The 23,392-nt window shown below is 74.0% G+C and carries 20 protein-coding genes; 9 read left to right on the top strand and 11 right to left on the bottom strand.

The features are described from left to right. Positions 1–2: 2 nt before the first annotated feature. From WME75_RS43040 to WME75_RS43020, 5 genes are all read right to left on the bottom strand, one after another. A complete protein-coding gene (locus tag WME75_RS43040) occupies positions 3–1,046 on the bottom strand; it encodes a DUF2894 domain-containing protein (RefSeq protein ID WP_437483438.1) in 1,044 nt (347 codons plus the stop codon). Next, positions 1,046–1,678: an OmpA family protein gene (locus tag WME75_RS43035; RefSeq protein WP_437483435.1), complete on the bottom strand. Its 633-nt coding sequence runs from the start codon at positions 1,676–1,678 to the stop codon at positions 1,046–1,048. Before WME75_RS43035 ends, WME75_RS43040 begins: the two co-directional genes overlap by 1 nt. A gap of 112 nt (positions 1,679–1,790) precedes the next feature. Beyond that, positions 1,791–5,147 carry a hypothetical protein gene (locus WME75_RS43030; protein WP_437483434.1) on the bottom strand — a complete coding sequence of 1,119 codons (3,357 nt, stop codon included), beginning with the start codon at positions 5,145–5,147 and terminating at the stop codon, positions 1,791–1,793. An 18-nt stretch (positions 5,148–5,165) separates the two neighbouring features. Then, positions 5,166–5,987 (bottom strand): hypothetical protein, encoded by an 822-nt coding sequence (locus tag WME75_RS43025; protein WP_437483431.1) that lies wholly within the window; start codon positions 5,985–5,987, stop codon positions 5,166–5,168. A 131-nt stretch (positions 5,988–6,118) separates the two neighbouring features. After that, on the bottom strand, positions 6,119–8,248 hold the full coding sequence (locus WME75_RS43020; RefSeq protein ID WP_437483428.1) for a prolyl oligopeptidase family serine peptidase: 2,130 nt from the start codon (positions 8,246–8,248) through the stop codon (positions 6,119–6,121). A gap of 374 nt (positions 8,249–8,622) precedes the next feature. Here WME75_RS43020 and WME75_RS43015 point away from each other — a divergent pair, with 374 nt between their 5' ends. Beyond that, entirely contained in the window at positions 8,623–10,350 is a 1,728-nt protein-coding gene (locus WME75_RS43015; RefSeq protein ID WP_437483425.1) for an alkaline phosphatase family protein, read from the top strand. Between the two features lie 164 nt (positions 10,351–10,514). Further along, positions 10,515–11,195, top strand: a complete 681-nt coding sequence (locus WME75_RS43010; RefSeq protein WP_437483422.1) for a hypothetical protein — start codon at positions 10,515–10,517, stop codon at positions 11,193–11,195. A gap of 171 nt (positions 11,196–11,366) precedes the next feature. Here WME75_RS43010 and WME75_RS43005 read toward each other — a convergent pair whose 3' ends face one another. The 4 genes from WME75_RS43005 to WME75_RS42990 form a co-directional block, all read right to left on the bottom strand. Continuing rightward, positions 11,367–11,825, bottom strand: a complete 459-nt coding sequence (locus WME75_RS43005) for a hypothetical protein (RefSeq protein WP_437483419.1) — start codon at positions 11,823–11,825, stop codon at positions 11,367–11,369. Continuing rightward, positions 11,822–12,205: a phage holin family protein gene (locus tag WME75_RS43000; protein ID WP_437483416.1), complete on the bottom strand. Its 384-nt coding sequence runs from the start codon at positions 12,203–12,205 to the stop codon at positions 11,822–11,824. Before WME75_RS43000 ends, WME75_RS43005 begins: the two co-directional genes overlap by 4 nt. Before the next feature lie 196 nt (positions 12,206–12,401). Next, positions 12,402–13,286: a peptide chain release factor N(5)-glutamine methyltransferase gene (prmC, locus tag WME75_RS42995; RefSeq protein WP_437483413.1), complete on the bottom strand. Its 885-nt coding sequence runs from the start codon at positions 13,284–13,286 to the stop codon at positions 12,402–12,404. Next, the gene (locus WME75_RS42990) at positions 13,283–14,710 is read right to left on the bottom strand and encodes a phosphomannomutase/phosphoglucomutase (RefSeq protein WP_437483410.1); all 1,428 of its coding nucleotides are present in this window, start codon (positions 14,708–14,710) and stop codon (positions 13,283–13,285) included. The genes prmC and WME75_RS42990 overlap by 4 nt, the downstream gene beginning before the upstream one ends. A 269-nt stretch (positions 14,711–14,979) precedes the next feature. Here WME75_RS42990 and WME75_RS42985 point away from each other — a divergent pair, with 269 nt between their 5' ends. From WME75_RS42985 to WME75_RS42955, 7 genes are all read left to right on the top strand, one after another. Next, complete coding sequence (locus WME75_RS42985) at positions 14,980–16,095, top strand: PEGA domain-containing protein (RefSeq protein ID WP_437483407.1); 1,116 nt, start codon at positions 14,980–14,982, stop codon at positions 16,093–16,095. Between the two features lie 49 nt (positions 16,096–16,144). Beyond that, positions 16,145–16,690 carry a 16S rRNA (guanine(966)-N(2))-methyltransferase RsmD gene (gene rsmD / locus WME75_RS42980; protein ID WP_437483404.1) on the top strand — a complete coding sequence of 182 codons (546 nt, stop codon included), beginning with the start codon at positions 16,145–16,147 and terminating at the stop codon, positions 16,688–16,690. A 336-nt stretch (positions 16,691–17,026) separates the two neighbouring features. Then, positions 17,027–17,569, top strand: a complete 543-nt coding sequence (locus WME75_RS42975; protein WP_437483401.1) for an AgmX/PglI C-terminal domain-containing protein — start codon at positions 17,027–17,029, stop codon at positions 17,567–17,569. Positions 17,570–17,579: 10 nt separating this feature from the next. After that, the gene (locus tag WME75_RS42970; protein ID WP_437483399.1) at positions 17,580–17,993 is read left to right on the top strand and encodes a hypothetical protein; all 414 of its coding nucleotides are present in this window, start codon (positions 17,580–17,582) and stop codon (positions 17,991–17,993) included. 20 nt (positions 17,994–18,013) lie between these two features. After that, on the top strand, positions 18,014–19,003 hold the full coding sequence (gene truA, locus WME75_RS42965; RefSeq protein WP_437483396.1) for a tRNA pseudouridine(38-40) synthase TruA: 990 nt from the start codon (positions 18,014–18,016) through the stop codon (positions 19,001–19,003). Positions 19,004–19,132: 129 nt separating this feature from the next. Further along, positions 19,133–20,590 (top strand): trypsin-like peptidase domain-containing protein, encoded by a 1,458-nt coding sequence (locus WME75_RS42960; protein WP_437483393.1) that lies wholly within the window; start codon positions 19,133–19,135, stop codon positions 20,588–20,590. Positions 20,591–20,664: 74 nt separating this feature from the next. After that, positions 20,665–21,870, top strand: a complete 1,206-nt coding sequence (locus WME75_RS42955; RefSeq protein ID WP_437483390.1) for an exo-beta-N-acetylmuramidase NamZ family protein — start codon at positions 20,665–20,667, stop codon at positions 21,868–21,870. Between the two features lie 16 nt (positions 21,871–21,886). Here WME75_RS42955 and WME75_RS42950 read toward each other — a convergent pair whose 3' ends face one another. Together WME75_RS42950 and WME75_RS42945 are read right to left on the bottom strand one after the other, a co-directional pair. Continuing rightward, positions 21,887–22,273 (bottom strand): SPW repeat domain-containing protein, encoded by a 387-nt coding sequence (locus WME75_RS42950; RefSeq protein ID WP_437483387.1) that lies wholly within the window; start codon positions 22,271–22,273, stop codon positions 21,887–21,889. Positions 22,274–22,697: 424 nt separating this feature from the next. Further along, positions 22,698–23,246 (bottom strand): HD domain-containing protein, encoded by a 549-nt coding sequence (locus tag WME75_RS42945; RefSeq protein WP_437483384.1) that lies wholly within the window; start codon positions 23,244–23,246, stop codon positions 22,698–22,700. Positions 23,247–23,392 lie beyond the last annotated feature (146 nt).

Raw genomic sequence — 23,392 nt, 5'->3', positions numbered from 1 at the left:
ACCTAACGCGATCCACGGAAAAGAGATTCTTTTTTTCGGGCGGACGGGGCGAACCGGCGGCGCGGGGCGGTATCGCCGGTATTTCGCGGGGCGGCCTTCTTCCGGGTGGACTTTTCGGGCGGCGGCTCGAGCGCGGCGGAGAGGGCGCCGAGATCCTGGAGGCTGGCGACGAGCGCGCGCAGGTAGTGCGCCGAGAGCCGCTCGGCGGCGCAGAGGGCCCGGGAGGCGAGGACCTGGGCGTTGTAGGGGCCGGCGTCCTCGGGCACGTTGTCGGCCGCGCGGGCGACGGCGAGCGTCGCGCGGGCGCTCACCAGCGACTCGTGGAACAGCGCCGTGGACAGGGCGTTGCTGAGCGCCTGGGCCTGCCGCTTCACCCGGCGCTCGACGACGTCGCCGTCGCACGGGAGCGCGGCGAGATCGCGCGCGAGCGGCTCGGGCAGGCGCATGTCGCGCGCGGCGGCCTCGCCGCGGAGGCGCGCGAGCGAGGGCACGGCGGTCGTCTGCCGCCCGGCGGCGAGCGCGCGCAGGCGGCGGCGCGCAGCCCTCACGACGGCGGGGAGCTCGCCGAGCGAGAGCGCCGCGGCGAGCTCCCCGCCGTCGGGGACGCCCGCGTCGGCGAGGGCGCGGAGCTGGGCCTCGGCGTCGGCGCGGGCGCGGTGGAAGGCGGCCTCGAGCGCCGTGAGCCGCGCAGAGGCGCGGGCGTCGAGGCGCGCGCGGGCGCCGCCGTCGAGGGCGCGGGCGCGCTCGAGGAGCGCCTCGACGAAGCGGTAGCTGGCCGGATCGAAGCGGTGGGCGCCGGCGGCGCGGAGGGCCGCGAGGCGCGCGGCGGAGGAGGGGGAGGAGGACGACCCGGGTTGAGCGGCCGCGGCGGCGGCGGGCGACCCGGGTTGGGCGGCCGCGGCGGCGGGCGACCCGGGTTGAGCGGCCGCGGCGGCGGGCGACCCGGGTTGGGCGGCCGCGGCGGCGGGCGACCCGGGTTGGGATTGGAGACGCCGCTGGCGCTCGTCGAAATCCACCGGGGGAGAAAAATTTAACGTGGACGCCATCAGGGCGCGCCGCGCCGCGGGATGGGCGAGATCTCCACGCGACGGTTCTTCGCCCGGTTCTCGCTTGTGTCGTTGGGCGCCACCGGGTGCCGCTCGCCGAAACCGGCCGCGAACAGCGCCGTGTCGGGAACGCCGCCCGCCGCGAGCGCGCGCGTCACCGTGAGCGCGCGCTGCGCCGAGAGCTCCCAGTTGTCGGCATAGCCACGGGACGAGCTCGTAAGGGGCCGGTCATCCGTGAACCCGCTCACCATGATGAGCTCGTCATGGTGGGCCAGGTACGCCTTGAGCGGATCAGCCAGGGCGCGGAGCAGCGCGATGCCCTCCGGTTGAAGCTCGGCCGAGTTGAGCTCGAACAGGATGCTCCCGCGGATCCCGATGCGCCCCTCCGTCAGCGTGATCCTGCCCTCGGCGAGCGGTCCGGCCAGGGCGCGCTCGAGCGTCTCCAGGCGCGCGCGCTCCGTTGCGCGGGTGGCACGCTCGGCGGCCAGATCGCGGGCCAGGTCGACCTGGAACGAGATCGCCCAGACGAAAAAGAGCACGAAGAGGCCGAAGAGGCAGGCCATGAGGTCGCCGAAGACCGGCCACACCGCCGCCTGCTCGGGCGCCTCGTCCTCGGCCGGCATCAGGGACATCGCTCAGCTCTCGCGGCGCGCGCCAGGGCGGATACCGGCGCGCTCTCACGGCAATCCGTGGAGCAGACGACCTCGGGGCGCGAGGCGCCAGGCGCAGGCGAGGAGCGACGCATCAGCTCGTCCTGCTCCTCAGCGCCCGCAGCTCCGAGAAGAGCTCGCGCTGGAACTGCAGCGAGTGGTCGAAGACCTCGCGGGTCTGGTCGAGGTAGGCGCCGAGGAGGTCCGTCGCCTCGCCGTGCTCACGTCGCTCGATCGCGTCCTCGATTGCGCCGAGGCTGTTCAGCCAGCGATCGCTGGCGTCGCGGTAACGGTCGACCGCGACGGTGAACATCTCGGCCACCGCCGTCATCTCGGCGCCGCCGGCGCGCACGAGCTCCGACGCCTCGCGCGCCACCGCCGCGGTCGCCTCGAGGCTCTCCCCGAGGCCGCGGGCGTGGGCGCTGAGCCGCTCGGCCAGCCCGTCGGCCGCCTCCCGCCGCGCGCCGTCGAGCCGCTCCTCGAACGCTAGGAGCCGCGCCGCCTGCTCCGCCAGATGCGCCCGCGCCGCCTCGCCCAGCGCCGCCACGCGCGCCTCGGCCCGCGCCTCGCGCTCCGCCGCCCCCCGCTCCGCCGCCTCCGCCAGCGCCGCCACCCGCTCGGCCTGCTCCCGCGCGCTGCCCGACATCCCCGCCGTCGCCTCCGACAGCTTCTCCAGCAACGCATCCAGCCGCGCGTCCCGCTCGGCGTCCGCCTCCGCCCGCGCCGACAGCCGCTCCGACGCCTCCTCGATCAGCCGCGCCGCCGCCTCCGGCGCCGCCTGCGCCGCGCGCGCCGCCTCCGTCAGCGGTCCCGACAGCGCCTCGCCCAGCGCCCTCAGGTGCGCCGCGCGCGCCGCGTCCTGCTCCGCCTGCCGCGACGCCGCTTCCGCCGCGCGCGCCGCCTGCGCCTGCTCCAGCCGCTCGATCGCCTCCCCCACCACCCCGGCCAGCCGCTCCGCCTGGCCCTCCAGCCGCGACGACGACTCGGTCTCGAGCTCGCGCCGGCGCGCCGCGGCCTCCCGGTCGAGCCGCTCGAAGCGCTTCGCCGCGCCCTCCTCCATCCGCTCCAGCCGCGACGCGACGCCCCCTTCCGTCCGCTCCAGCCGCGACACGACGCCCTCTTCCATCCGCTCCAGCCGCTCGCCCAGGCCGCCGGCGTGGGCGCTGAGCCGCTCGGCCAGCCCGTCGGCCGCCTCCCGCCGCGCGCCGTCGAGCCGCTCCTCGAACGCCAGCAGCCGCGCCGCCTGCTCCGCCAGATGCGCCCGCGCCGCCTCGCCCAGCGCCGCCACGCGCGCCTCGGCCCGCTCCTCGCGCTCCGCCGCCCCCCGCTCCGCCGCCTCCGCCAGCGCCGCCACCCGCTCGGCCTGCTCCCGCGCGCTGCCCGACATCCCCGCCGTCGCCTCCGACAGCTTCTCCAGCAGCGCATCCAGCCGCGCGTCCCGCTCGGCGTCCGCCTCCGCCCGCGCCGACAGCCGCTCCGACGCCTCCCCGATCAGCCGCGCCGCCGCCTCCGGCGCCGCCTGCGCCGCGCGCGCCGCCTCCGTCAGCGGCCCCGACAGCGCCTCGCCCAGCGCCCTCAGGTGCGCCGCGCGCGCCGCGTCCTGCTCCGCCTGCCGCGACGCCGCTTCCGCCGCGCGCGCCGCCTGCGCCTGCTCCAGCCGCTCGATCGCCTCCCCCACCACCCCGGCCAGCCGCTCCGCCTGGCCCTCCAGCCGCGACGACGACTCGGTCTCGAGCTCGCGCCGGCGCGCCGCGGCCTCCCGGTCGAGCCGCTCGAAGCGCTTCGCCGCGCCCTCCTCCATCCGCTCCAGCCGCGACGCGACGCCCCCTTCCGTCCGCTCCAGCCGCGACACGACGCCCTCTTCCATCCGCTCCAGCCGCTCGCCCAGGCCGCCGGCGTGGGCGCTGAGCCGCTCGGCCAGCCCGTCGGCCGCCTCCCGCCGCGCGCCGTCGAGCCGCTCCTCGAACGCCAGCAGCCGCGCCGCCTGCTCCGCCAGATGCGCCCGCGCCGCCTCGCCCAGCGCCGCCACGCGCGCCTCGGCCCGCGCCTCGCGCTCCGCCGCCACCCGCTCCGCCGCCTCCGCCAGCGCCGCCACCCGCTCGGCCTGCTCCCGCGCGCTGCCCGACATCCCCGCCGTCGCCTCCGACAGCTTCTCCAGCAGCGCGTCCAGCCGCGCGTCCCGCTCGGCGTCCGCCTCCGCCCGCGCCGACAGCCGCTCCGACGCCTCCCCGATCAGCCGCGCCGCCGCCTCCGGCGCCGCCTGCGCCGCGCGCGCCGCCTCCGTCAGCGGCCCCGACAGCGCCTCGCCCAGCGCCCTCAGGTGCGCCGCGCGCGCCGCGTCCTGCTCCGCCTGCCGCGACGCCGCTTCCGCCGCCCGCGCCGCCTGCGCCTGCTCCAGCCGCTCGATCGCCTCCCCCACCACCCCGGCCAGCCGCTCCGCCTGGCCCTCCAGCCGCGACGCCGACGCGGTGTCCGCCTCTCGCCGCGCGCGTGACTCCTCGTCGAGGCGCCGCTCGACCGCCTGCAGCGCGCCGCCCGCGGCCGCGCCGGCGCGCTCCACCGCCTCGGCCAGGATTGGCCTCACCACGCCGGCCGCGACGTCGGCTGTCTGCCGGAGGCCCGCCGCGATGTCGCCGCGGATCTCGGCCGCGGCCGCCGTGAACGAGGCGGCGGCCTGGCGCGCCCCCTCGACCTGGACGGCCACGAGCCGCTCCTCGAGGCGCTCGAGCCGGGAGGTGGCCTCGCGCAGCGACGCCGCCGCGGCGGGGAGCGCCTCGCCTTGCCGCGCGAGCGCCTCCAGCGCCGCGAGCTGTCGCCCCGCGACCGTCAGCGCCGCGAGCGGGCCCGCCGCGTAGGCCTGGAGCGCGGCCACGGCCGCCGCCTCGGCCCGGCGCGCGAGCACGGCGCCGAGCCCCAGCGCCCCCGACGCCGACACGCCCGCCGCCGAGGTGCCGAACGCGCGCGACAGGCCCTGCAGCGGCGCGGCCAGGCTCCCCCGCAGCGCGTCGACGTCGGCGCTCAGGGTCAGCGCCTCGCGCGCCCCCTGCAGCGTCTCGAACAGGCCGAGGAACGTGCCGAGCAGCCCGATCATCACGAGCAGCCCGACGAGGTACGACGCGAACGTCGCGCCGGCCGGAGCCAGCGCCGCGCCGGCGACCCGCGCCTCGAGCATCGACCGGAGCGGCGCGCTGGTCTGCTCGATCGCCGCCCGCGTCGCCGGCCGCGGCAGCGCGGCGAGCTCGCGCTCGATCCGGGCGGCCCGACCCGCGCGCACGAACAGCTCGAGGGTGCCGAGCGCGAGCCCGAGCGCGATCAGCTGCACGAGGCGGTACGCGAGCGGATCCGTCCCGCGGTAGGCGAGCGCCGCCCGCCCCACCAGGGCGAGACCGACCCCCCCGGTGAGGAGCACCAGGAGCCGCGTCGTCCACTGCCGCGCCGTCGCGAGCCGCATCGTGGAGCCCCTCACGGGCTACGCGGGCGCGCCCGCCGCCGCAGCCCCGTCGACAAGCGCGAGCAGCCGGCCCGCCTCGTGCGCGAGCACCGCCTGGACCACGAGCTCCATGCGCTGGAGCTCCCGGCCGAGCCACTGCTCCCGCGCGAACCAGCCCGCCACGTGCTCGATCTCGACCGCCTCCGGCAGCGCGACAACGGCCGCGCGGAGGCCCCGCGCGAAGGCGCGCGCGAGCCCGGGGACGAGCCCGGCAAGGGCGCGCTCGCGCCGCTTCTGGGTGGCGGCGGCGATCACCGCGTCGAACCGCTCGAGCCGGGCCGCGTCCGGCCCGAGCGCCCGCAGCGACGGCGCGAGCTCCTCGCGCAGCGCGCGCGTCTCGAGCCGGATGCGGCCGAGGACGCGGTCCGTGAGCTCGCCGAACGGCTCCCAGAGCTGGCCGACCGCGGACGCGAGCGGGCGTCCGCCGCGCGCCGCCCGCTCGTGCGCGGCGCGCGCGGACAGCACCCCGGTCAGCTCCAGCGTCGCGAGCACCGCCGCCGCGTCGGGCAGCTTGTTCCGCCGGTGGAACGGCGCGGCGAACACGGAGTCGAGCGCCGCCGCGAGCTCACCGAGGCGCTCCGCGGCGAGCGCCCGGACCTCGGCGCGCGCGCCTTCGGCCGCCGGCGGGGGCGGCGCGGCGGGGCGGTCGAGGAGCGAGAGCTCGCGCGCGAGCGCCACGCTGCCGTGCAGATCCATGAGCCCGGCGAGGACCGCCGCAGGATCGGAGCGCTCCGCGAGCGGCGCGCGCGTCCCCTCCTCCACCAGCGCCGCGACAGCGGCGGCGAGGGGGCGCGAGGTCAAAGGCCCGGGCCGCGAGGACCCGGCTCCGGGGTGAAGCATTCGCACGGCCGGGCGTTGTTAGCCGTCGCGGCGCGGAGCCGCAAGCCTGTCCGTCGGGCCTCGCGCCCGTCACGCCGCGCGCCCGCCGCGCCTCATCGGCTCGCCGGCGCCGGCGCGTTCGTGGCCCACAGCGCGAAGGAGAGCTGGTCGGCCCCCTTCGCGACGGCCGCCTTGATGAGGTCCGCGCCGCCGTGCCCGGCGTTCCGCTCGATGCGGAGCAGGACCCGCCCGCCCGAGCTCGCCGCCTGGAGCGCCGCGGCGAACTTGCGCGCGTGCATCGGATCGACCCGATCGTCGCTGTCGGCCGACAGCAGGAGGACCTCCGGGTACCTCGTCCCCGGCTTGATGTGGTGATAGGGCGAGTAGGCGTGGAGCGCCTTGAGCTGCTCCGGATCGTCGGCGGACCCATACTCGCTGATCCACGTCTTGCCGGACCCGAACAGGTGGTATCGCACCATGTCGAGCAGGGGGACGCCGCAGAGGACGGCCCCGAACAGATCCGGCCGCTGGGTGAGCGCGGCGCCGACGAGCAGGCCGCCGTTCGAGCCGCCCTGGATGGCCAGCCGCTCCGGCTGCGTATATCCCTCGCGGACCAGGTGCTCCGCGGCGGCGATGAAGTCGTCGAAGCCGTTCTGCTTCTTGAGCAGCATCCCGTCCCGGTGCCACGCCTCGCCGTACTCGCCGCCGCCGCGCAGGTTCGCCACCGCGTACACGCCGCCCCGCTCGAGCCACGGATACATCGAGGCGGTGAACGAGGGGGTCTGCGACATCTGGAACCCTCCGTAGCCGTAGAGCAGCGCGCGCGAGCTCCCGTCCTTCTTCATGTCCTTGCGACGGACGATGAACATCGAGATCTTCGTGCCGTCCTTGGACGGGAAGAAGGTCTGCTCGACGGTGAACGGCGACGGGTCGACAGGCACCTCGATGCGCGCGTAGAGCGCGGTCTGGCCCGTCTTGATCGAGGTCGCGTGGATCTCCGGGGGCGAGGTGAAGGATTCGAACGAGAAATACGCCTCGTCCTCGTCGGGCAGCCCGGACGGGCCGCCCACGGTGCCGATGCCGGGCAGCGGGACCTCGCGGACCCGCTTGCCGTCGAGCGAGCGCACCTCGACCCGGCTGGAGGCGTCCTTGAGGTAGCCCAGCGCGAGGTGCCCACCCAGGATGGAGAAGCTGTCCAGGATGGCGTCAGGGCGCTCCGGGACGATCTCCTTCCACGCGGCGCGCTCCGGCCGGGCCGGGTCGACCTCGAAGAGGCGGTAATGGGGCGCGCCCTCGTCGGTGTGGACGTAGAACCGGTCCTTGTAGACCTCGACGCTGTAGTGAGCGTCGCGCCCGACGGCGAGCGGCTTGTCCACGGCCTGCCCGCCCGGCCTGCGGAGATCGCGAAAGTAGACGTCGGTCGAGGTCCACCCGTGGGCGACGGTGAGCATCAGGAAGCGGCCATCCTTGGACAGGGCCGCGCCGAGGAAGGTCTTCGGATCGCCCGTCCTGCCGCGCACCACGCGATCTTGCTTCGGATCCTGGCCGAGCCGGTGGAAGCGCACCTCGGCGTAGCCGGGCCGATCGGCGACCGGGATCGACGGGTCAGTGGGGAGCCAGACGTAGTAGAAGCCGTCGCCGGAGGGCGTCCACGACGCGTACGCGTACTTGCCCCCTTCGATGACGTCCACCTCGGAGCGCTTGCCGGACGCGACATCCATCACATGCAGGGTCGCTTCATCCGAGTTGTTCTTCTGGATCTTGTAGGCGACGTTCTTGCCATCCCACGAGACTTCCCACCCGCCCAGCGAGACGCTGCCGTCGTCAGACCAGCTGTTCGGGTCGAGCAGCGGGCGCTCCTCGCCGCTCTTTCCTTCCTTCCAGTAGACAATCGACTTCTCTTTCGTCGCGTGCCTCCGGCTCAGGAAGTATCGGCCCCGGCGGTGGCGCGGCGCGGAGACCGTGTCGATGTAGAAGAGCTGCTTGAGCCTCGACGCGATCGCGTCCCGCTCGGGGAGCCGCGCGAGCTCGGCGCGCGTGAACGCGTCCTGAGCCTGCATCCACTCCTTCACCTCCGGCGCGTCGCCCTCCTCGAGCCAGCGGTACGGATCGGTGATCTCGACTCCATGGACGGCGTACTTCACCGGCGCGACGCGGGTGGGCGGGTACGCGGGGCGGCCAGGGGCGTCGGGCGTCGGCGCGGCGCTGGCCGCAGCGGGGAGTCGTGAGGAGCTTGCGGTCATTGGGGGACCCGATCGGTGTGCCTCGGCACCTCCGCAGGCGCCAGCGAGAAGCGCCGTGAGGAGCAGGCAGGGGGAGGCCTTCATGGTGCGACAAGCATACCGTGCCCCGGCCGCCGGGGGCAGGCGAGTTCGCGGCGTGCTCGGGCGAACGCGCTTCTCATGCGCGACGAGGCTCTGGTATGAACCGTGGGATGCTGCCGGCCATGGGGCGGGAGGTCATGTGGCAGACCCGGAATCTCCGAACCTTGTCGACGTCCATCCTCGGGTGGTGGGGTCATTTGAACAGGAAGGCGGGAAGGCGGGGATAAAATCCTCAATGATTTCCCATCTTCCCGTCTTCATGGGACGTCTCGACGCCCTCCAGGAGGATTCCAGTGGCGCTAAACGACGTGCAGCACTTCTTCGTGCTCATGCTCGAAAATCGCTCGTTCGACCACATCTTCGGTCTCTCTGGCATCTCGGGCATCAGCGCGACTACCGGGCAGAGGGTCGGCGTCGACGGGCTCATTGGCAAGAGGTTCTTTGTCAAGAACAGGTCGGGCGAGCTGGTTCAGATCGACAGGAACATCAACCGCGCCCTGAACCGCCTGACGCGCGATATCCCCCATGAGCTCGGGGACGTGAAGCGGCAGCTCTGTGGGCCGAGCCATCATGGGCCCTACTCCGATCGGAACATCACGATGGACGGCTTCATCGCGGACCGAGACGGCACAGACCCGACCATGGAGGATGCCGTTCGTTGCGTCGGGCCAGGTCACCTCCGGGTGCTGACCTCGCTTGCCAAGGAGTTCGTCATCTGCGACCGCTGGTTCAGCTCCATGCCGGGGCCGACGTTTCCGAACCGCATGTTCGCCCATGCGGCCACGTCGGGTGGAATCGCCGACAGCCCGAGCCATGGGCAAATCGCGCTGCGCACCATCGACGGCTACGACTTCAGGAACGGCCACATCTTCGGTCGGCTCCGTCAGAAGCGCATCCCGTGGGCCATCTTCGTGCATGATCGCGTCGAGAACATGAGCGTCCTCCTGGATGGCATCTCCGCGTTCGGAGCCGAGATGAAGGAGTTCTCGCAGTTCGCGTGGGAGCTGCAGAAGAGGCCGTTCCTGCCGCGGTATGTCTTCATCGAGCCGCGCTACGACGCCATCTTGGGCGACTTTTCCCGGGGGAACTCGATGCACCCCATCAGCGATATGATGAACGCCGAGGCCCTCGTGAAGGACGTCTATGAAGCGATCCGGGCGTCGCCGCACGTGTGGCAGCGCAGCGCGCTCATCGTCGTCTTCGACGAGCACGGCGGGTTCTTCGACCATGTCCCGCCGCCCGCGGCGCCGGCGCCGGGGGATGGCTCCGCGAACGGCGCGTTCGACTTCAAGCGGCTGGGGCCGCGCGTGCCGGCCGTGATCATCTCCCCGCTCATCCCCAAGAACCGCGTCGATAGCACGGTCTATGATCACACGTCGATCCTGAAGACCCTCGCGCTGCGCTTCGGACTGGCGCACCTGACGGAGCGGGACGCGAGCGCCAATGCGCTGGAGCATCTCTTCACCTTGAGCTCCGCACGACGCGACACACCGGAGACGCTGCCGGATCCGCTGGCTCCTCGTCCGCGGAGCAGGTCCGTCCCTGAGATGGCCGTCGGCGCCGGGCACCTCGGAGCGCCCGTCGGACCGTTCGTGCTCGCAGCAGCGGCGGTGAACGCCGAGCTCAAGGGGCCGGACGCGTGGGGTTCGATCAAGGACGAAGTGCGCTCGCTCGATGGGCGATCCCAGGACGATGTCGCCGACTACGTCACACGAGTGAGGAGCGACGCGTCGCTCACCGTGGGAGCGACGGCGCCGCGCGCGACGCCGATCCGCGGCGTTGACTTCGGGGGCATGGGCGACGTGAGCATGTTCGCAGCCCGGATCGAGGGCTTCACGCCACGCGACGAGGTCGAGGGACGCCATGTAGAGGCGTGGCGCCTCGGGATCAGCCAGGCGGAGCTCCGCGCGATAGAAGCGCTCCGGGGAGAGGGCGAGCAAGGCAGGCACGAAGACGGCACCCGAGTCGCCCAGGCAGGCGGCGACCAGGAGACCAGCGAAGCCCGTGAAGAGGTCGGCTGAGGATCGCACGTGACGTGACGGTAGGTGCGCCCGGCGACCCGGCGTGCGGGTGCGCCGGACCGGTACGCGGAGGCGAGGCGCGACCGCGCGCGGCCGCGCCTGTGCGCGATGAACCGCCAGATTGCGATGCCGGGGTCCCCGTCATCGTATAGGAAAGGGAGCCCATGGCGACGCCTCTCCCCCTCCTGCGCGCGACCGCGCTTCCGGCGCTCCTTGGCCTCAGCCTGCTCCACACCACCGCCGCGGCGCAGCCGGCGCCGTCCGGAGAGACGCCCGCCGCCGACCCGCTCTTCGCCCCCAGGCCAGCGGTGCGGCGCGCCGGGTTCACCGCAGGGATCGCCGGCGGCCTGTCGCTCGGGAGCGCCGCCGGATTTCCGAATGATATTCAGAAGATAGGGTTCGAGCGGCACTACACCGAGACAGGCGTCGGGATCGGCGGCGGGGGTTACGTCTGGCTCGGCGGCGTGCTCGCGGACTGGCTCACGTTCGGCGGCGCGTTCGGCGGGCACGCCCTGAGCGCCGCGGACCATGGTTCCCTGGCCGGCGGGTTCATGTTCCACACCGAGGTATTCCCGCTCTTCTCGCTCGGGGAGCGCTGGAGAGAGGTGGGCGTCATCTTCGACGCCGGCACCGGCGTGGCCTACACGACCTCGGACGGCAGCGACACCGACGTCATCGACGGCGCTCTCCCGGCTCGCATCGGAGGCGGCGTGTTTTACGAGGGGATCCGGCTCTGGAAGGTGTCGATGGGACCGTGGCTCTACGCCGATTACACCTGGAGCACGTCCGTACGCCAGCCAGGCTTCTACCTGGGCTGGCGCACCGCCATCTACACCGGCCCCTGACCCCCCGCCGCCAGCTCCGACCGGCCGCTCCTGCCACCACGATCGCCGAGCGGAGCTCACCCGCACAGGAGACGGGCCCAGATCGGCGTTTTCGGCGCACAGGCGCACTCCGGTGCGCCGAGCACCGAAAACGTCGAGGTGGGCCCGGATCCGAAGCGGGTGAGCTCCGCTCTACGCTTGGAGTTCGGGCACCCGCCGCCGCACGAGCACCTTCCGGGTCGGCGGCGCCAGCGTGAGCCGGATCCCGCGCCGGATGAGCTGCATCGCCGCGAAGGACACCGCGCCCACCAGGATCTTCCGCCCGATCTCGCGCGGCACGCTCGGCTTCCCGCGCGGCGCCACCCAGTCCGGGTGCCGCCAAGAGCGGACGAGCGCACGGACCCGCTCGCCCCGCAGCCGCTCGCCGCGCGCCCGCGCCCCCCGGACCAGCGCGATCACCGCCGCGCCGCCCAGGATCGCGAGCAGGAGCCCTCCGGTGGCCACCCCGGCGCCGTGCCGGCGCACCTGGGTCTTCACGTCGAGGAGCGCGTGGCGCCGCCGATCGATCACCTCGATCGTGTGCAGCAGCCGGTCGCGCAGCTCGTCCGCCTTTCGCTCGAACTCCTCCCGCTGGCCGTTCAGCCCCTTCATACGACGCGCTCCCGGACCAGCCGGACGTCCGACCCGAGCCGACCGCGCGTCCGCTCGAGCGGCCTCCTCGGCGCACGCTCGTAGCCGACGATGCCCACCACGATCGCCAGCGCGATCAGCGCGAGCCCCATCAGCAGCGCCGGGAGCGGCTCCGGCGAGATCGCCAGCGCGATCGCGACGAGCACGAGCGCCACCCCGAGCAGCGCCGCGGCAGCCGCCACGCCGAGCGCGACGCCCGACGTCTTCGCCCGCGAGATCTCCTGGTTGATCTCGTCGCGCGCCAGCGCGACCTCGACCTCTATCAGCTCCCTCGCCTCGACGATCGCCTCCTTCACGAGATCGGCCGTCGAGCTCTCGGGCCTGGGATCCAGCTGCCTCATGGGACACCTCTCCGCCTCACAGGGTGAACGCGCTCGGGAGCGGAGCAGACAGCCGCCAGCACACGGAACGCCGCGGAGCCCCCGCCACCGACCCGCGGCACGCGGTGCATACGGCACGCCAGCCCCATCCTCGCGAAGGCGCGCGCGCCCTGCGCGGCCGCCGCCCAGTCTCCGCCCCGCCCCGCGCGGCGGGCGATCAGGGCAGGGCGCCGGAGACGACGCGCTCGTGACCGCCGTAGTCGAGGCTCCGCGTGACGTCGACGAACCCAGCCGCCGCGAAGAGCTCGGCGACCTCGCCCGCCTTGCCGGCCTCGACCTCCACCGCCAGCACGCCGCCGCCGGCGAGCAACGCCGGCGCGCCCGCGACGATGCTGCGCGTGAAGGCGAGCCCGTCCGGTCCCCCCGCCAGCGCGAGGTGCGGCTCGTAGCCGCGGATGTCGATCTGCAGCGCGGCCACGTCCTGGTCCGGGATGTACGGCGGGTTCGCGGTGATCAGATCGAAGCGGAGGCCGGACGGCACGCCGGCGAAGAGATCCGAGCGCAAGAACCCCGCGTTGACGGCGCCGAGGCGGAGCGCGTTCTCGCGGGCGACGGCGAGCGCCCCGTCCGAGATGTCGATCCCGAGGACGCGGCTGGTGGGCCGCTCGCAGGCGAGGCTCACCGCGACGCAGCCGGACCCGGTGCACAGATCGAGCACGCGCGCGGAGAGCGCGAGGTGCCTCGTCCGGGCGAGGCCGACCTCGACGAGGATCTCGGTGTCGGGGCGCGGGATGAGCACGCGCGGATCGACGCGGAACGGGCGGCCGTAGAACTCCCGCACACCGAGCAGGTAAGCGACCGGCTCGCCGGCGCGGCGGCGCTGGTGCAGCTCCCGGTAGGTGGCGAGCTCGTCCCTCGTGAGCGGCCGATCGGCGTCGATGAGCAGCCCGACGCGATCGATGCCCAGCACCTTGCCGAGCAGGAGCTCGGCGTCGAGGCGCGCCGAGGACGCGCCGCGCTTCCTCAGATCGCCCGAGGCCCAGGCGATCACGCGGCGGATCGTCCAGGGCTCGTTCTGCGGCTCGACGTCGGGCTTTGTCACGGGAGCGGGGCGGCGACGGCGTCGCGGACAGCGGCGGAGACGACGGCCTCGACCTCGGCGCGGACCGCGTCGCGGTCCGCGACCGAGCGGGCCTCGAACCGCAGCACCAGGATCGGACCGGTGTTCGAGGCGCGGCAGAGGCCCCAGGCCCCGCCGCCGAAGTCGATGCGCGCGCCGTCGATGTCCACGACCGGACGGACGCGGCGGAAGTGCTCGGTCACGCGGCGGACGACCTCGAACTTCACGGCGTCGGGGCAGTCGACCCGGATCTCGGGGGTCGCGAAGGTCAGCGGCACGTCGGCGAGCAGCTCGCCGAGCGGCCGCTGCTCCCGGGCCACGATCTCGAGCAGGCGGACCGTCGCGTAGACCGCGTCGTCGAACCCGAACCACCGGTCGGCGAAGAACATGTGCCCGCTCATCTCGCCCGCGAGCAGGGCGCCCTCCTCTTTCATCTTTGTCTTGATGAGCGAATGGCCCGTCTTCCAGACGATGGGGCGCCCTCCGCGCGCGGCGATGTCCGCGTAGAGCGTCTCGGAGCACTTCACCTCGCCGAGCACCGCCGAGCCGGGGCGCTCCGCGAGGAGCGACCGCGCGAACAGGAGCAGCAGCTTGTCCCCCCAGATCACCTCGCCGCGCTCGTCGACGACGCCAACCCGGTCGCCGTCGCCGTCCCACGCGACGCCGAGCGCGGCGCCTGTCGAGAGCACGCGGGCGCGGAGCGCCTCGAGGTTCTCGGGCACCGTCGGGTCCGGGTGGTGGTTCGGGAACCGGCCGTCGATGTCGCAGAAGAGCGCGTCCGGCGAGAAGCCGAGCGCCGTGAGCGTGCGGACGCCGAGCGGGCCGGCCGCGCCGTTGCCGGCGTCGACCACGAAGCGGACGTCGGTGCGGGACAGGCGGGCCGCGGCGCGCACCGCCTCGATGTAGTCGGCCGCAAGGTCGACCTCGGTGAGCGCGCCGCCTCCCGCGGCACCTGCGGCGCCCAGGCCCTCCTCGATGGCATCGGCGAGCCCCTGGATCTCCTGGCCGAAGAACGAGGCCTTGCCGCGCATGAGCTTGAACCCGTTGTCCGGCGCCGGGTTGTGGCTCGCCGTGATCATGATCGCGCCGTCCGCGTGCAGGTGGTGCGCCGCGAAGTAGAGCAGCGGCGTCGGCCCGACGCCGGCCGAGATCACGTCGGCGCCGCCCGCGCGCAGGCCGTCCGTGAGCGCGGAGAACAGCCTGTCGCTCGAGAGGCGGCCGTCGCGGCAAACGGCGACCCGGGGACGGGGCCCGTCGACCGGCAGGGTGACGCGCTGCGCGTCGAGGGAGAGCTGCAGGAGGCCGGCGAACGCGGCGCCGAGCTCGCGGGCAAGCTCGCTGCTGAGGTCGCGCTCGGCGTCGCCGCGGATGTCGTACTCGCGGAAGATGGTTCGGGGGACCTTCATGGACCACGCGGAGGAGCGTCCGTGCCGCGCTGCAGCGCAGGGCCGGCGCCAAGGGTGCTCTGACACAGCGCAATCGTGGGTGAAACGAAAAACGCTCGCCACGGCGCCGGCCCGTCGGCTCGTCGGCTCGTCGGCTCGTCGGTCGGCTCGTCGGTCAGCTCGTCGGTCAGCTCGTCGGATTGCGTTCCTGGCCGCCGGCCGGGTAAGTTGGGCCCCGTGGAGCCCAGGACCGCATGATGACGCGCGCACAGAGAACCGGCCTCGCTGCCATGCTGGCCCTCTCCGCGTGCCTCGCCTGCAGCGAGGCCGCCCGGGCGGCGGAGCCGTCGCCCGCCGCCCTGCCGATCACCGTCGTCGCCCTCCGGACCGACGACGCGTACGACCAGGCAGGCGCGCTGACCCAGGCGCTCCGCTCCGCCGTCAAGGAGACCCCGGGGTGGTCGGTCGGCGAGGGGGATTTCTCGCTGGAGGTCCTGACGCTCTCGCTGCAGTGCGAAGATGTGCCCGACGCGGGCTGCCAGGCGCGCATCGCCGACCAGATCAAGAGCGACCGCTATCTCTGGGGCGTGCTCCGCAAGAGCGACACCGACGTGGAGGGCGCCCTGCACCTCTGGACCCGCGGGAAGCCGGCCACGAGCGTCCCGGTGAAGCACAGCGCGAACCTCACCGAGGCCAACGACGAGCCGCTCCGCAAGATCGCGGCGGACGCGATCGCGGCGCTGACCGGCGGGCCGCCGGAGGGCTCGCTCCGCGTGAGGACGGGCGCCGCGCAGGCGAGCGTGCTCATCGACGGGAAACCGGTCGGCAACGTGCAGAACGGCGAGGCGACCTTCACGGTCACGGCCGGGCCGCACAGGGTGCGCGTCAAGTCGTCCGGCTTCCTCGACTCCGAGGCGTCGGTCGTGGTCCTGCCCGTGGCCACGACGGACGTCGCGCTCAGCCAGATGCCCGCCGAGCCGTCGCAGTCCAACTGGAAGCGGGTGGGCGGGTTCATCGGCCTCGGCGCGGGGGCGGTGTTCGGCACCGTCGCCGTCATCAGCTCGGTCCAGGTCGCGAGCATCCAGAGCGACCCGCGGTACACGGCCTACCGAGGGCTGTTCCTCACCGGGGTCGAGGACGTCTGCGCGCCCGCGCAGCGCGAGGCCATCCGGGGCGACATCACCGCCGACGCGAGGACGGCCGACGCGGGCATCCGGCTCTGCGAGAGGACGGACACGTTCATGGGGCTCCAGTACGTCTTCTACCCGCTGGCGGTGGTCTCCGCGGGCCTCGGCGCCTACCTGCTCGTGACGAGCGACAGCCGGAGCGGGGAGCGCACCGGCTGGACCGTGCAGCCCAGCGTCGGCCTCGACGCGGGCGGCCTCGACGTGACGTACCGCTGGTGAGCCCCGCCCTTCGTTCCGCTCGCCAGGAGCGCGTCCAGGGGCGACGATCATGCGGGTGATCGCCGGCCGGCTCGGGGGGCGGAGGCTCGCCGCGCCGCGCGGCGAGGGCACGCGGCCGACCGCGGATCGCGTGCGTGAGGCGCTCTTCTCCTCGCTCGGCGACGTCACCGGCGCGCTCGTCTGCGACCTGTACGCCGGCACCGGCGCGCTCGGCATCGAGGCGCTCTCGCGCGGCGCGCGGCGCGCGGTCTTCGTCGAGAGCGGCCGGCCTGCGCTCGCCACGCTCCGCGAGAACCTCGCCGCGCTCAGCCTCGCCGAGGCGACGCGCGTCGTCCCGCTCCCGGTCGAGCGCGCGCTCGATCTGCTCCGCGACGAAGGCCCCTTCGATCTCGCGCTGCTCGATCCGCCCTACGCCGCCCTGACCCAGGCCGCCGCCGCGGCCGCGCGCCTCGCCGGCCCGCTCGGCCTGCTCGCCCCGACCGGGCGCCTCGTCCTCGAGCACGCGCGCCGCGATCCTTCCCCGGAGATCGCCGGGCTCACCTGCGCTGCGCTCCGCACCTACGGTGACACCGCGGTGTCGTTCTACACGCGCTGAGCAGCCTCCGCGCGCTCGACACGCGCCGAGCCGCGCGCGCCGGGCAGCCCGCTGCGCGCACCGGATACCCCGCCTGCGCGCCGAGCCGCCGTCCGCGCGGACCCAACATGTTCATCCGGGGCGCATCCAGTTTCCTGGCGCGCTTCCCTGCCCGCCCTTGTAGACTCGCCCCGCCGGACGCGCCCGCGTCTCGGCTCCGGCGCACGATGGCCCCGCCGAAGCGGCCGGCCCCCGCGCGCCTCTCCGGGAGGACTTCTCAACGTGTCCGCATCGATGCCCCCGTCGTCCCAGCAGATCCCGGGCAAATCCGGTAATTCTGGGCCTTACATCGCAGGAATGGTCGTCCTTGCCGCGCTCATGGCGGGCCTGCTCTACTGGAAGCTGCGCCCGGAGCCGGACGCGCCGCCCGCGGCGCCCACCGCCGCTGCCCGCACCGAGACGAAGTCCGCCGATCCGCCGCCGCTCTTCGCGCCCCCCCCGCCGCCGCCCGTCGACGAGGTCGAGGATGCCGGCGTGGACGCTGGCAAGGTCGCGTCGGGGCAGGGCCCGGCCACGACCGGCAAGTCGCCTTGCTCGGGCAAGTGCGGCGACGGCGCCAGCTCGCCCGCGCTCGACTCCGCCGTCCTCGGGCTCGCCCGCTCGGCGCAGGGTTGTTATAACCGCGCACTGCGCACCTCGGAGGTCTCCGGCAAGCTGACGGTGAGCGTGCAGGTCGCCTCGACGGGCGCGGTGTGCAGCGCCTCGATTCTCAACGATACCGTGGGTTCGGGCGAGATTGCGTCTTGCGTCCTTGGACGTTTCCGCGGCAAATCACTGCCTCCGCCGCAGAGCGGATGCGTCGTGGTGAACGTTCCGATCAACTTCACCATCAAGCAATAGGAAGCCGCCGATGCGAATGCTCCCCCTCCGGATGGCCAGCTTGCTCCTCCTCGCGCTCGCGCTGTCGAGCGCCGCGTGCCGTGTCGAGGAAGGCACCACCCCGACCTGCACCGACAACCTCAACAGCGAGCAGGGAATCGTGGACGACCCGGATGGGTGCCATCGGCTCCCGTACTGCATGGTGAACGGCGCGCAGGCGGACCCCGCGGAGTGCTGCAAGAACGCAGAGGGCATGGTCAACCCGGAGTGCGCCAGGGGGTATGCGTCCCTGACCTCCTCGGCCAGCACGACGTCGGCGAGCAGCTCCGGGGGCAACGGCGGCTCCGGGGGCAACGGCGGCTCCGGGGGCAACGGCGGCTCCGGGGGCAACGGCGGCTCCGGGGGCAACGGCGGCTCGGACGGCGGCGGGGGGAGCGGCGGCTAGGCCGCGCGCATCCATCCACCGTGGCGAGGAGTGCCGCTTCCAGTCGGGGGATCCTGCTCTCGGTCGCCTATGACGGGCGCCCGTTCGCGGGCTTCGCCCGTCAGCGCGACCAGCGCACGGTCTCGGGCGAGCTGCTCGGCGCGCTGCGCGCCATCGACCCGGCCATCCGCGAGATCCGCGGCGCGAGCCGCACCGACGCGGGCGTCCACGCGCGCGACCAGCGCGTCGCCTTCGACACGGCGGCGCCGCTGCCGCCGCGCGGCTGGGTCCTCGCGACCGCGCGCCACCTCCCGGACGAGATCGTGATCCGGCGCGCCGCCGTCGTGCGCGTCGGGTACTCGCCCCGCTTCGAGAGCCTCCGCAAGCGCTACCGCTACCTGGTCCTCCGGGATCTTGTCCGCGATCCGTTCCTCATCCGCCGCGCCTGGCGGGTCGAGGGTCTCACCGACGACGCGATCGAGCGGGCGCGCGCCGAGACGCCCGCCGCGAAGGGCACCCACGACTTCGCGGCGTTCCGGACGAGCGCGGACGAGCGGACGAGCACGGTGCGCACGCTGTACGGCCTCGAGCTGTCGCTCGACCCTGCGGACCCGCGCCTCGTCCGGATCGACGTCGAGGGGAACGCGTTTCTGCACAACATGGTGCGCATCCTTGTCGGCACCTTGATGGACGTGGCGCGCGGCTACCTCGCCCCCGGCGCGATCGCCCGCGCGCTCGCGTCGCTCGACCGGCGCGACGCCGGGATCACGGCGCCGCCGGACGGGCTGTACCTGGAGCACATCCACCTGCGCGACAACGGCCAGGATCCCTGGCCGACGGGCCCGTCGGGCGGGTCCTCGGAGGGCGACGCCGCGCCGGAGGACACTCCACCCACGGGCGACGCCGCCCCCGCGGAGCCGGGCGCCGAGACGGACGCCGGGGGCGAGGCGAGCGCGCGGCCCGGGGCGGATGCCGGGGACGAGGCGAGCGTGCGACCCGGGGCGGGAGCGCCCCTTCTGCCCGATCGGTGATTCGCGCGCTTTCCGCGCGCCAGAAGGTTGCGCTCGCGAGCGCTTCCCGTCTTACCTCTCTTGCCTCGCTGCCGGGCACCCCGCTCCGCGGACCGCGGACAGGACCTCTCCCAACGCGCTGGAGGAAGCATGAACTCGCGTCGGCTGACTGCATCCCTCGCCCTGCTCATCCCTGCCCTTGGGCTCCCGTCGCTCGCGGGCGCCCAGCCGTCCGCAGCGCCGGCGGCGGCGCCCCCCCTCAGGGCGCCCTCGGCCCCGCCGCAGGCGGCGCCCTCGCCCGCGCCGTCCCGCGCCGCCGCCTCCAGCGCCGCCGCGGCCGCCGGCGCGGCTGATCTGCGCCGCCTCGGCGAGGCCTTCGCCGATGTCGTCGACAAGGTCGGTCCCGCGGTCGTCCAGATCGAGGTCGCCGTCGGCGAGGACGTCTCCTCGCCGCTGCGCTGGTTCCGCGACGGCGGCCAGCGGCGCGGGCTCGGCTCGGGCGTCCTCTTCTCCCCGGACGGCGGCATCCTCACGAACAACCACGTCATCGACGGGGCCCGCGCGATCACCGTCCGGCTCCGCGACGGCCGCATGTTCGCCGGCCGCGTGGCAGGCCGCGATCCCGCGACCGATCTCGCCGTGCTCCGCATCGACGCGAAGGCCCTCCCCACCGCGACGTTCGCCGACAGCGACGCCGCGCGCGTCGGCGCCTGGGTGGTCGCGATCGGTTCCCCCTTCGGCCTCGGCCACACGGTCACCACCGGCGTGCTCAGCGCCAAGGGGCGGGGCGGCGTCGGCGTGAACGACGTGGAGGACTACCTCCAGACCGACGCGAGCATCAACCCCGGCAACTCGGGCGGACCGCTCGTCGACCTCGACGGCCGCGTGCTCGGCATCAACACGATGGTGGTGAGCCGGGGGCAGGGCATCGGGCTGGCGGTGCCGGCGAGCATGGCCCGGCGCGTGGCCGAGCAGCTGCTCCGGCACGGCCGCGTCGAGCGCGCCTGGATCGGCGTCGGGCTGCAGGACCTCACGCCCCAGCTCGCGGCGGTGATGCCGAGCCCGCCCCGGGCCGGCGCGCTCGTCAACGCCGTCAACCCGAGCGGCCCAGCCGCCAGGTCGAACCTCCAGCCGGGCGACGTGATCACGTCGATCGCGGCCAGGCCGACGCGCGACGCGCAGGACGTCATCCGCGAGCTCTTCCACCACAACGTCGGCGAGACGCTGCCGGTCGAGGTCGTGCGCGGCGGCCAGCGATACCAGACCCGGGTGACGCTCGCCCCGCGGAACGAGCCGGCGCCGCCGGCGCTCCCGGTGCAGCGCGCGCCCGCCCCGCACCCGGACCTCGGCCTCACGCTGCACGACGTACCGGCCTCGCGCGGCGAGCGCGGCGAGCGCGGCGAGGGCCGAGCGCTCGCGCGCGTGGCCATCGTGGCGAACGACTCGCCCGCCGAGCGCGCCGGCCTCCGCCCGGGCGACGTGATCCTGGAGGCCGACAGCCGCCGCGCGCCGACCGCCGCCGAGGTCGAGGAGGCCGCGCGCGACGGCGAGCTCCTCGTCCGGGTCCAGCGCCGGGGCGCCGCGTTCTACACCGCCCTCAAGCGCTGACCTGCCCCGGCGCCCCCGGAAAATCCGACGCGGACAAATGGACTGCCCGCGCTCGCCTTGGTAGTCAGGGTACCGTGCACATCGGACTCGACCGTCTCCCGGATCTCTCGCAGCTCCAGCGCATCCGATCGGCTCGCCTGGGGGTCCTTGCGCACCCGGCGAGCGTCGATCGCGACCTCACCCACATCGCGTTCGTCCTCGAGCGCCTCGGCGTGCGCCCGCGCCTCTTCTTCGGCCCGGAGCACGGCTATGGCGGCGAGGCGCAGGACATGGCGTCGGTGACGAGCGCCGTCGACGCGCGCTCCGGCGCGCGCATCGTCAGCCTGTACGGCGATCGCTTCGAGGATCTCTCGCCTTCCGCGGCGGATCTCGCGGAGATCGACCTGCTCCTCATCGATCTCGCCGACGTCGGCGCGCGCTATTACACGTTCGTCTGGACGGCGCTGCTCGCGCTGCGGGCGGCCCACGCCGCGGGCGTGCACGTCGTGCTGCTCGACCGGCCGAACCCCATCGGCTGCGCGCTGGAGAGCGTCGAGGGCGCGACGCAGGCGCCTGGATTCCTCTCGTTCGTGGGCCTCGAGCCCGTACCGATCCGCCATTCGCTCACGGTGGGCGAGCTTGTCGCGCTCTTCGCGCGGCGCGAGGGCATCCCGCTCGGCGACGTCGCCTGTGGCCTGCACGTCGTGGCGGTCGAGGAGCATCGCCGCGAGGGGCTCGCCGCCGAGTGGGACCGTCCGTTCGTCCTCCCCTCGCCCAACATGCCGGCGACCGACACCGCGCTCGTCTACCCGGGCGGCTGCCTCATCGAGGGGACGAACCTGTCGGAGGGCCGCGGCACGACGCGCCCCTTCGAGATCGTCGGCGCCCCCTGGCTCGACGGCCGCGATCTCGCCGCGCGCCTCGCGTCCACGGGGCTGCTCGGGTTCATCGCGCGGCCGCTCACCTTCCGGCCCACCTTCCAGAAGCACGCTGGCAAGACCTGCGGCGGCGTCCAGGTCCACGTCACCGACCCGCGCACCTTCCGTCCGGTCGCCACGTACCTCGCGCTCACCGCGTTTGCCTTCAGGCAGCAGCCCGAGGCGTTCCGTTTCCGCACCGAGCGTTACGAGTACGTCGACACGATCCCGGCCTTCGATCTGCTCACCGGCTCTGCTGCGGCGCGCCTCGCCATCGAGGCCGGCGAGGATCCGCTGGCGATCGCCCTGGAGGTGTCGCGCCCGGATCCGGCCTGGTCCGAGGTGATGCGCGAGGCGCAGGCGGCGCGGGCCGCCGCCGGCTGAGCGCCGCCCGCGCGGCTCAGCGATCGTAGCGGTCGTAGGGCTCCGGCCGGGAGAGGATGCCGGCCGTGTACCTCGTCGCGAGGACGACGAGCAACAGCGCGAGCCCGGTGATCACGGAGAAGATCCGCGCCGGGCCCTCGGCGGAGAAGCCGAACAGCCAGGGAGAGGCGACGAGACCGACGCCGAGGAAGGATTCCAGCGCTCCGTGCACCGGAAACGGGATCTTCCTGGTGGCGCCGAGCGGCTGGTCGGACAGCAGCGTCAGGACGAGGTGCGTCAGGGCGGCGACAGAAGAGACCGCCGTCGGCACCGGCCCGAAGCGGAGCGCGAGCGGCGCGAACGCGAGCAGGACGACGACCGCATAATCGACGTACCCATGGAGTCGCGGAGACAGCAGCTTCATCGGTCCCTCCCTGGAGAGCTCTCCGCACGACCGTGCATCGCATGTGCCGGTGAGCGGCTGTCAGCGCGCGCGCAGCCCGCGTCGGGGCGCCGCGCGCCCCGGAGAGCAGGGCGGTCATGGCTCGTCCGGGACGGGCGGGAGAGTGCTTGTCGTGCTCACCTGAAGCGAGCGCATGGGGCGCGCGCGCTCGAATCGGGACAGGGCCCGGCGGAGCTTGACGGTGCTGGCGCGGCTCTCCTCACCGTCCACGATGCGCTCTGGCAGGGGGGCGGCGACGCCGGAGTCGCCACCTCGTTCACGTTCGAGACACACCCTGTCTCCGAGGTCTCGATCTTCAGGATCTCCTGGCCGTGAACCGACCTCCCGCCCCACGGGCGGGCCCTGCGCGGCGGCCTGCGCGCGTCGCGCTCCGGGGCGCGGGCGCTCAGCTCGTCGACAGGAGCTCGTCGAGCACGGCCTCGTACTCGTCGACGAGAGGGTGCGGCGCCAGCGCTCGGCCCATCGCGCGCAGCTCCTCGAACCTGGCGACCTGCACCTCCCTGCCGCGCTTGAACATCGGCCACGGATCGCCGTGCTCGCGCGAGCAGACGATGATGGACTGGAGGTTGTCTATCTTGTCCGCCAGCGTGATCGCCTGTGCTTCCCAGGGCTTTCCGGGGAACGCCTTGAGATAGAGCCGCTTCCTGTCCTCCCAGGGAAGCGACCTGTCCTGCTCGGTCACGTGGCGGACGAGCGTGGCGACGCGCTCGCCGAAGTGCTGGACCAGCTCGTCGAACGTGACGCCCTGGTCCTCCACGGCGTCGTGCAGCGCGCCGGCCGCGACCACCTCGTCGTCGAAGCCGTGGCGCGCGAGCAGGACCGCGACCCCGGCGAGGTGGCTGATGTAGGGGACGTCGGCGTTCGGATACTTGCGCTTCTGTGCTCGGTGCCAGACCGCCGCCTGGTCGAGCGCGCGCTTGAGGAGGATGCCCATCGCGATGTCTCGCCCACCATAGCCGTTCGGCGTCCGGAGCGCAGGCACTCGAACGCGAGCCGCCACCACCGGCGAAAATCCGTCCCTACCGGACCGCGCGCCGCCCGCCCAGACGGCGCGGCGCTGAGCGCGTCCAGCGCCCGGAT

Origin of the sequence: Sorangium sp. So ce1014, assembly GCF_051521505.1 — a bacterium.
GTDB lineage: Bacteria > Myxococcota_A > Polyangia > Polyangiales > Polyangiaceae > Sorangium.
The sequence above is the reverse complement of the archived record's forward strand: the minus strand, read 5'-3'. Positions and strand labels throughout refer to the sequence as shown.